This window comes from Brachybacterium sp. HMSC06H03, from assembly GCF_001807385.1.
Lineage (GTDB): Bacteria > Actinomycetota > Actinomycetes > Actinomycetales > Dermabacteraceae > Brachybacterium > Brachybacterium conglomeratum.
Window position 1 is genome coordinate 1 of record NZ_KV788681.1, and the last position, 7,981, is coordinate 7,981.

Below are 7,981 nucleotides of genomic sequence, written 5' to 3' on the forward strand. Positions count from 1 at the left end.
ACGCGGTCGCAAGCTCCCTTGTTTCGCCGGAGAACTTCTCTCCCTTGGGGCTGCCCGGGTCCTCCGCTGCGCTGCGGCCCTGCGGGTGCTCCACCGCCTGATCGAGGCGGCGTCTGTGTCCTGTCACCACCCGGACAGCCCAGGCAGGAGAGCCACCATGAACAGCGAGATCGTCACCATCTACACCCGTCCCCTCTGCGGTCCGTGCACCGCGACGAAGCGCGCACTGGCGAAGGCTGGCATCGCCTTCGTGGAGGTGTCCCTCGAGGACGTGACCGACGATCAGCGGGCCGCTTTCCAGGCTGCGGGCTTCATGGAGGCTCCGGTGGTGCTGACTCCGGGCGGGGACGCCTGGGCGGGGTTCCGGCCGGATCGGATCAAGCAGCAGTGACGCTGCGGGGTCCGTCCCCTCGGGGGCGGGCCCCGTGCCTCGCGCGCAGCCAAGGGCCATCGTCAGCCCTCCTTGGTGCCAGCGAGGCCGTGGGCGATTGCGGCGGTGGCTTCCTGGTAGGCGGCGCGGGTGGGTGCCTGCAGCGCGTCGAAGTCGATCTCGTCGCCGCTGTCGAGTGCGGGGTCGAAGGGGATCGGGATGATGGCCCGGACGCGTTGCTGGAACTTGGCGGCGATCCCGGTGGCGTCGCCGCGGCGAGTCGCAGAGTCGTTGAGCAGGACGACGGCGTTCTCGACCAGGTCCCCGTGACCGAGGCTCTCGAACGAGTCGAGCATGGCCTCGGCGGCGTGGGCGCCGTCGGCGCCGGCCGAAACGGGGACGACGAGCTGATCGGCGGCCTCGAGCGCGGCCTTGAAGTGCGAGACGCGGTGATTGTTGCCGGTGTCGATGAGGATCAGGGAGTAGAACCGGCCGAGGATCTCGTGGACCTTCTCGAAGGCGTCTGCGTCGACGAGGTCCTGGCGGTCGCGGGACTCGTCGGAGGCGAGGACGGTGAAGAGGTTGTCACCCTGGGAGCGGGTGAAGCGTGCGAGGGTGGAGCGCTTGCTGCCCTCGACGGTGGTGAAGTCGTCGGCGGCTTCCTCGAGCAGGTCGACGACGCTGCGGGCGGTGGGGGCCTTCTTGGCGCGGAAGCCGAGGTTGCCCTGAGTCTCGTTCGCGTCCCAGGCGATGACGTCGCCGCCGCGGATCCGGCCGGCGGTGGCGCCGATGCCGTAGGTGACGGTGGTCTTGCCCTGCCCGCCCTTGTAGTTGGCGATGATGACCTTCTTGGGCTCCTCGAACGGGGTCTGGATGATGGCGCGCTCGGCGCGGTCCTTCTCCGCGGCCGCGCGTTCGCGGATGGCACGGCGGGTCTCCCGCGCCGCCTCCTCCTGGGCGAGCTGCTCATCGGCGCGACGCGCCTCCTCCTCGCGCGCGATCTCCTGACGCAGGCTCTCGCGGCGCACGGCGAGCTCCTCGTCGGTGGGGGCGAGCTTGAGCCCCATGCCGTTGAGGGTGCCTCGGAAGCCGTGCGCGGCGGGCTGCTGCGAGATGTCGGACCAGCGGGGGTCGGCGTCGACGGCGTCGGGAGCGGCCGGCGGATCAACGACCGCCGGGCCAGTGTCGGGGCCCGGCGCGTGCTGGCTCTCGTTCTGCTGGGTCGGGGCCACGGAGGAGTGGACGTCGGATTGCACCTCGCGGAAGGTGTGCAGCTCGTCGACGGGGGAGCCCTGATCGACGGCAGGGGAAGGGGTCTGCGGCGCCGGAGCGGAGTGCCGTGGTGCTGCGGGAGGCTCGGTGGCGATCGCGCGGGGGCGCGTGGCCTCGAGGTCGTCCTGCGCTCCGGGGACCTCGCTGATGATGGGGTCGGTGGCCGGCTGCTCCCAGGAGGGCGCGGGCTGACCCGTGACGGGGCGGGAGCGCGTCACGTCGAGGTCCGCCTGGGCGTCGGGGATCTCGACGGACGGTGCACTGACGGTGGACGGCCGCGCGGCTGCAGCGTCCTCCTGGGGGCGTGGGGTGACGGTGCCGTCGGTCCCGATGAGCAGGGGCCAGGTGCGGCCGCTCTCGGTGGCGGTCGCAGGGAGTGGTCGGCCGAGCTCGGCCGCGCGCTTAGCGATGCGCGCGGTAGCCTCCTGGCGCGCCTCGACGGCTCCCGAGGCCGCGAGCGTCGTGGTCTCGCCGTCGACGGTGACGGATCCGGTGCCGTCGTGGTTGATGGTGATCTGGGCGTCGGTCATGGCGTGTCTCCTGGGGTCACTGCTCGGTGGTGGCGGGCTCGATGCCGCTGGTGAGCCATTGGTCGGTGGGGGTGGGACGGGTGACGGTGAGGGTGAGGTCGCCGGCGTTGGTGGGGATCGTGACGGTGGCGCTGGCCATCGTTGCGGCGACGATCTCGGGCTCACCGGTGATCTCGGTTTCGGCAACTCGGTAACCCCACCAGCGGTCTCGGTACGAGTCCTGCGCGATCGGGGTCAGCGTCTCCATGAGCCGTTCCTGCCACTCACGCTGTTCGAGGGTCGCGCCCTGGACCCAGACCTCGGCGGTAATGGTCGCTGCGGCAGCCGCGCCATCTCGTGCGTCCTGGTCGGCCTCTTCGTCGATGAGGCTGTCGTCCGGGATGTCGTCGGGGCCGTCGCTGGTCGGGGAGGGCGTGCTGTAGGTCCAGTCCGGTTCCTCCGGGGTGGACTCCGTGGGCGCCGGCGGGGGCGTCGTCGGGGCCGGCTCGGACGGGGTGCAGCCGGCGGCGAGCACAACGAGCGCGGCGGCGGCGACGTACGGGAGGCGTCGGTGGATCATGCGGGCTCCTCGGTGGTGCTCGGGAGACGGCGCACGTCGACGAAGCCGCGGCCGTCCTCGACCTGGGCGTCGATCTCCTGGACGCCGGGCTCGGTGCCGCCGTTGTAGCGCGTGGACTCGATCATCTTGCCGTCGCCGGAGTAGATCGCGACGTGGCTGATGGCGTCGGGAGAGCCGACGGCGCCGGTGCGGCCCTTGGCGTAGAAGATCAGGTCGCCGGGCTGGATCTGGTCGGGCGGGACGCTGGTGGAGGCGAGGCTGTCGAACTGGGCCTGGGCCGTGCGGCCGATCTCGTTGGAGTCGAGCCCGAAGGCGAAGAGCACGAAGCCGCTGCAGTCAATGCCGGTGTCAGGTCCGTGCGTGCCCCCGCCGCCGAACTCGTAGGGCGTCCCGAGCAGGGTCCGGCCCCGCGCGAGGGCCTCGGCAGCGTCTCCGGTGGCCTCAACGGTGGGGGCGGCGCAGTGGTCCCCGCCGCTGTCGCTGGCTCCGCCGGCGTCGCTGGTGCTAGCGCTGTCGACGCTGACGTTCGCGTTCGCCAGTCCCGCGAGGATTGCTTCGGCCTCGTCGAGGTGCTCGGCGTAGGCGTCGGGATGGGCGGAGCGCTGCACCGCCTGGGCTGCTGCGGCAGGTTCCATGGATTCCCAGCCGGAGATGTCCGTGAGGCCGGGGATGTGGCCGTAGCCAGCGCCTCCGCCGGCCGTGCCGTAGTCGCCCTCGCTCTCGGCGGTGACGCCGTTGTAGAAGGCTGTGGCGGCGTAGGTGATGTCGTTGACGTCCTCGAGGGAGCCGTACCAGCCGTCCAGCTGTCGCTGCTGGAACACGCCGGCGTCGCCGTTCTCGTCGGGGCTGGCGGTGCTGGGGTGGTTGCCGAGCTGGCTTTCCTGCATCGCGGTGATGAGCGCGACGAGCTGTCCCTGTTTCCCGAAGCCTTGCTCCTGGCCGACCTGGGCGATGACCGCGGCGTTGCGGAGCGCGTCGCCGCTGTGGCCGGCGATCTCCTCGGGGAGGCCGTCGACGCTGACGGTGACGGCTGCGCCGCCCGGGAGGCACATGGCTGCGCTGTCCTGGTCGTCGAGCACGGCTGCGCCGACAACGGTCACTCCCAGGAGTAGGACGCCTCCGACACCGAGTGCGAGGACCTTCTTCATGGCTCCATCACTCCTGAGTGCTGGGGCTCTGGCGAGGGTCGAGCTGCGCGAAGACGATCTCGCGGGGGATCAGGACGGTCGACTTCGGGGCGTCCGAGAGCGTCAACGCCCCCGTGAGCTGCCCCTCCTTGATCCAAGTCAGGATCGTGAGCTTCGTCCACCCGGTGAACTCAGCGATGTCGGTCGCATCCATCATCATCGGCCAGTCGCGGCGCATCGCCCGATCGAACTGAGGTTGTGCAAGTTTCCGCATGCTTGCATGCTACGGGAACATGCGAGACTATGGAAGCATGATGAGACGTAACCACAGGGGGCTGCAGTGAACGACTGGCAGGGCGGGAGCTACGAACGCCGGCAGAGCGCTGCCCATGAGCTTCTTCAACAGTCCGGTCACCTCCCTGGGGCGGCTACCCCCGCGGAGGCGGAGACGGCAGAGTCCCGGGAGGACCGAGCGGATACGAAGAAGGGACCTGCTTCCCCCCTGATTCCCCCGAATCGTTCAGGCGTCACGCAGACTTCCACAGACGTGAGTGACCTCACAAATCGGCCGTCATATGACGATCTCGCGGTGGCCTCTCCCGGCGACCATCGCCTGGTGGCGTCGGAGGGGTGGCGTCGCCGCCTCGCCCGGGCCACCCTCGGTCTGGTGAAGCTGCGTCCGGGCAAGGAGGAGCTGTCCCGGCTCGATGACGAGCGGGACGCGGGCCTGCAGCTCTCACGCCCCATGACGGTCGCGGTCGCGAACCACAAGGGCTCGGCCGGAAAGACTCCCGTGGTGGCGCTGCTCGCCGCGATCCTCGGTGAGCATCGCGGCGGCGGGGTCGTCGCCTGGGACAACAACGAGAACCAGGGCACGCTGGGGCTGCGCACCGCAGTAGGGCGGTTCCCCACCACGGCGGTCGACCTCCTGGACAGCGCGGAGCTCTTCGAGACGGGGCGCGGGGGGACAGGCGATCTGGGCCGGTTCCTGCGCCACCAGCAGGTGGGCAAGTTCGACGTCCTCGCCTCTGCGGAGGACTCCCGCAGCATGCGGATGATCGGCCACGACGAGTTCATGAGGCTGCACGCGATCCTCTCGCGCTTCTATCAGCTGATCGTGGTCGACACCGGCAACTCACTGCTGGCCCCGAACTGGACCGCAGCCGCCGACACCGCCGACGTGCTGGTGATCCCCCTGCGCTGGTCGTACGACCACGTTCGCTCCGCGCAGCAGATGATCGTGCAGCTGCACGAGATGGGCCGCGACGACCTGGTCCGCAACGCGGTCACGGTCATCTCCCACGTGCGCGGCGCCGCGGTCGATCGCGAGAACGCGCCGAAGTGGCGGGAATGGTTCGAGGAGAACACCGCCGAAGTGCTCGAGATCCCGTACGACCCGCACATCGACGCCGGCTCACGGCTGTCCTTCGACCGTCTCGCTGCTCCCACGCAGCGAGCATTCCTGTGCCTGGGAGCGACGGTCTCCCGGACGCTGGCGGACATCGACAACCCCTACCTGACCGCATCACCCACCACGGAAGGAAACTGACATGAACCCGTTTGAGGGAGTTGCTCCCAGCCTGGATATCTTCGGCGCAGAGGTGAACAGCCTTGTCGCCCTGGTCCTCGGGGGCCTGTGGGCCCTGGCCTTCGTGGCGTGCGCGATCGGCGCGCTCATCGGCACGGGGAAGTGGGCCGTCGCGCGGCACTCCAACCGCAGCGAAGAGATGACCGAGGCTGCCGGACAGCTCAAGGTCGCGCTCATCGCGTTCGGTGCCTGCGCGGCACTCGGCATCATCTTCGCCGCCATCCTGTTCATCGTGGGCTCGGTGCAGGGCTGATGTCGGACCTCCGCGACGAGCAGCAGGACCGGCGCCGGCTCCGCCGGGGGCCGGTCATCGCGGTGCTCTCGGTGGCCGTTCTGGTGCTACTCACACTGTCGGGCGTGCTCGGCGCGCAGCTGCTGTTCTCCGACGACGAGGAGCCGCGGGAGGGCGGGGCGACGACGTCGTCCGCGCCCCCGTCGAGTCAGCCCGTGATTCGGGACGACCTCAAGGTCACGGTCGGGGAAGGCGGCTCGGCAGCTTCCGAGCATGATCCCTCCGTGCCCGTGGGGTACGAGCCAACCTGCAAGGGAGCGGTCGAGGCCGCGACCAACTACCTCGTCGGACTGGACTACACGAAGGCCACCTCCGGAGAGCTGAGCCAAGAGGAATACGTTGCGCTCACCGAGGAGCTGACCACCGGCGAGTACCAGGAAAGTTCAGTCCAGAGCACGCGAGAGATGCTCGAAGAGTTTGGTGACGCAGAGAGCCCCCGCGGTTCGATCCGTCCCGACTGGGGCGGTTTCACCGTTGCTGAGTGCACGGAGGAAGAGTCGGCCACCGTGCAGATCGTGCACGCCTACGACTACTGGGGAGAGGGCGAGTTCTATTACGCCACCTCCTCGACGACGCTGGCCTGGGTGGATGGTGACTGGAAGATCAGCGGAACTGGCCAGGCGGAGGCCCCGACCACGTTGCCTGAGGAGCCTGTTACCGAGCCGGACGATGAGGTGTCGACCCTGGTGGGAACGCACACCCAGTGGGAGAACTATGAAGACGCGAGCTGAGCACTCCCGCCGTCTTTTGGTGGCGGCGTTAACTCTGTTTCTGGTGGTCATGATCGGTGGAGGTCCTGCCCTCGCTGAACCGTCTGCGGAGGACGAGGAAGCGGCTCGCGCCGCCGGCAACACCGCCGCGGCAGAGTTCGCGTGCGACCTGTTGCCGACCGGCGGCGGGGATCTCCTGGAGAAGTGTGTCGAGCTGGCTGAGGGGGCGATCGCGCAGGCTCCGTCGTTCGAGGAGATTCAGCCTCAGATCATGTGCGGCGCGCTACTGCCGCTCGGCCCCGTTCCTACGGTGGGCTGTGTCGGCCTGGTGACTGCCAACGTCGGTGGCCTGCGAGATGCCGCGCAGACGGCCTATGACGCGACGATCGGCCAGGCCGAGGAGGTCATCGACACCGCCAAGAAGGCGAAAGCGTTCATCGACGATCCGCAGAGCGCGTTCGAGGACATCGTGAACATGCTCAAGGAAGGCGCGGTCGACTTCCTGAACAAGGTCATGGGCGAACTGGTGAACATCGGAAACGCCGATTTCAGCGCCGAGTGGTGGCGGAACGCCTACGCCGCTGCCGGTGGGATCGGGCTGTTCGTCGCGGCGGTCATGATGATCATGGTGCTCAAGGACGCGGCCCGTGACCGTATCTCGGCGCACCAGTTGGGCGAGAGCTTCCAGTACCTCATGGGCGGGATCATCTCGATGGTCTGGGCGCCGGTGCTGGCCTACGTCGTCCAGAACATGATCGCGGCGTTCAACCGGGGGATCATTGCCTGGGGTGGCGAGGATATCTACGAGACGGTGCTCGAGGGGGCGATCTTCTCGGTCACCGCGAACTTGATGCCGGGCGGTGTGTTGATGGGCCTGGTGTTCTGGTTCATCCTGTTCATCGGCGCCGTCTTGGTGTTCGTGATGTTCATTGCGCAGGGCATGGCGGTCTACATGACGTCGGTGGGGATGGCGATCGCGTTCGGGATGCTCGCCCATCCGCGGTGGAGGTCGAAGGCGCTGCGCGTCCCCATGCTGGTCCTCGGGATCATGCTCGCCAAGCCGACGCTGCTGTTCGTGATCACGGTGCTGTTCATGATGATCCAGTCGTTCAAGCCGCTGAATCTGCTGGGGCAGGACGCGCTGCAGACCCTCGGTGAGGGCTGCATGATCATTCTGGCGCTTCTCGCGGTGGGGCTGGCGCCGTGGGTGGCGTTCAAGTTCATCCCGCTCCTGCCGGACGGCTCGGAGGTCGACGGCGGCGGGTTCAACCCGGCGTCGGCCGCTGCCGGTGCGGCGGGCGGAATGATGATGACCGTCGGGATGCGCCGTATGCAGACGTCCGGCGGCGGTGCCGGTGGCGGAGGAGGCGGAGGAGCCCCGCCCACTGGCCAGGGATCCTCGTCCTCCTCCATGCCGTCAGCACCGGCTGCGCCCCAGCCCGGCGGGGGCGTATCAGGTGGCAGTACGAACAAGCTGGGTTCTTTGAGCACATCAGGTGGCGGCGGGAACGCCGCCGCGGCGGGTGCCGGCAA

8 protein-coding genes and 1 pseudogene are annotated in these 7,981 nt (G+C 68.9%); 5 read left to right on the forward strand and 4 right to left on the reverse strand.

Going from position 1 to position 7,981, the window contains the following annotated elements; genetic code table 11:
* Nucleotides 1-157 precede the first annotated feature (157 nt).
* The gene (locus HMPREF3159_RS02915) at nt 158-391 is read left to right on the forward strand and encodes a glutaredoxin domain-containing protein (RefSeq protein WP_070499594.1); all 234 of its coding nucleotides are present in this window, start codon (nt 158-160) and stop codon (nt 389-391) included.
* Nucleotides 392-453: 62 nt separating this feature from the next.
* Here HMPREF3159_RS02915 and HMPREF3159_RS02920 read toward each other — a convergent pair whose 3' ends face one another.
* From HMPREF3159_RS02920 to HMPREF3159_RS02935, 4 genes are read right to left on the reverse strand one after another with little or no spacing between them, the layout of a single operon-like run.
* Nucleotides 454-2,172, reverse strand: a complete 1,719-nt coding sequence (locus HMPREF3159_RS02920) for a MinD/ParA family ATP-binding protein (RefSeq protein WP_070499595.1) — start codon at nt 2,170-2,172, stop codon at nt 454-456.
* A 16-nt stretch (nt 2,173-2,188) separates the two neighbouring features.
* A complete protein-coding gene (locus tag HMPREF3159_RS02925; RefSeq protein WP_070499596.1) occupies nt 2,189-2,731 on the reverse strand; it encodes a hypothetical protein in 543 nt (180 codons plus the stop codon).
* A complete protein-coding gene (locus tag HMPREF3159_RS02930) occupies nt 2,728-3,831 on the reverse strand; it encodes a C40 family peptidase (protein ID WP_168165363.1) in 1,104 nt (367 codons plus the stop codon). Before HMPREF3159_RS02930 ends, HMPREF3159_RS02925 begins: the two co-directional genes overlap by 4 nt.
* Before the next feature lie 55 nt (nt 3,832-3,886).
* Nucleotides 3,887-4,132, reverse strand: a complete 246-nt coding sequence (locus tag HMPREF3159_RS02935; RefSeq protein WP_141748040.1) for a hypothetical protein — start codon at nt 4,130-4,132, stop codon at nt 3,887-3,889.
* 315 nt (nt 4,133-4,447) lie between these two features.
* Between HMPREF3159_RS02935 and HMPREF3159_RS02940 the strand changes: the two genes are divergently transcribed.
* The 4 genes and pseudogenes from HMPREF3159_RS02940 to HMPREF3159_RS02955 all read left to right on the forward strand — a co-directional run.
* Nucleotides 4,448-5,407 carry a MinD/ParA family ATP-binding protein gene (locus HMPREF3159_RS02940; protein WP_070499599.1) on the forward strand — a complete coding sequence of 320 codons (960 nt, stop codon included), beginning with the start codon at nt 4,448-4,450 and terminating at the stop codon, nt 5,405-5,407.
* Nucleotide 5,408: 1 nt separating this feature from the next.
* Entirely contained in the window at nt 5,409-5,699 is a 291-nt protein-coding gene (locus HMPREF3159_RS02945; RefSeq protein WP_010552463.1) for a hypothetical protein, read from the forward strand.
* Complete coding sequence (locus HMPREF3159_RS02950; RefSeq protein WP_070499600.1) at nt 5,699-6,469, forward strand: DUF8175 domain-containg protein; 771 nt, start codon at nt 5,699-5,701, stop codon at nt 6,467-6,469. The genes HMPREF3159_RS02945 and HMPREF3159_RS02950 overlap by 1 nt, the downstream gene beginning before the upstream one ends.
* Nucleotides 6,453-7,981 (forward strand): annotated as a pseudogene (locus tag HMPREF3159_RS02955) (hypothetical protein); the annotation flags it as partial. The gene HMPREF3159_RS02950 and the pseudogene HMPREF3159_RS02955, both read left to right, overlap by 17 nt.

Bases quoted from the DNA above. Each gene is read 5' to 3' on its own strand.
- HMPREF3159_RS02915 (WP_070499594.1), top strand. From the start codon at position 158: ATGAACAGCGAGATCGTCACCATCTACACCCGTCCCCTCTGCGGTCCG.
- HMPREF3159_RS02935 (WP_141748040.1), bottom strand. From the start codon at position 4,132: ATGCGGAAACTTGCACAACCTCAGTTCGATCGGGCGATGCGCCGCGAC.
- HMPREF3159_RS02920 (WP_070499595.1), bottom strand. From the start codon at position 2,172: ATGACCGACGCCCAGATCACCATCAACCACGACGGCACCGGATCCGTC.
- HMPREF3159_RS02950 (WP_070499600.1), top strand. From the start codon at position 5,699: ATGTCGGACCTCCGCGACGAGCAGCAGGACCGGCGCCGGCTCCGCCGG.
- HMPREF3159_RS02945 (WP_010552463.1), top strand. From the start codon at position 5,409: ATGAACCCGTTTGAGGGAGTTGCTCCCAGCCTGGATATCTTCGGCGCA.
- HMPREF3159_RS02925 (WP_070499596.1), bottom strand. From the start codon at position 2,731: ATGATCCACCGACGCCTCCCGTACGTCGCCGCCGCCGCGCTCGTTGTG.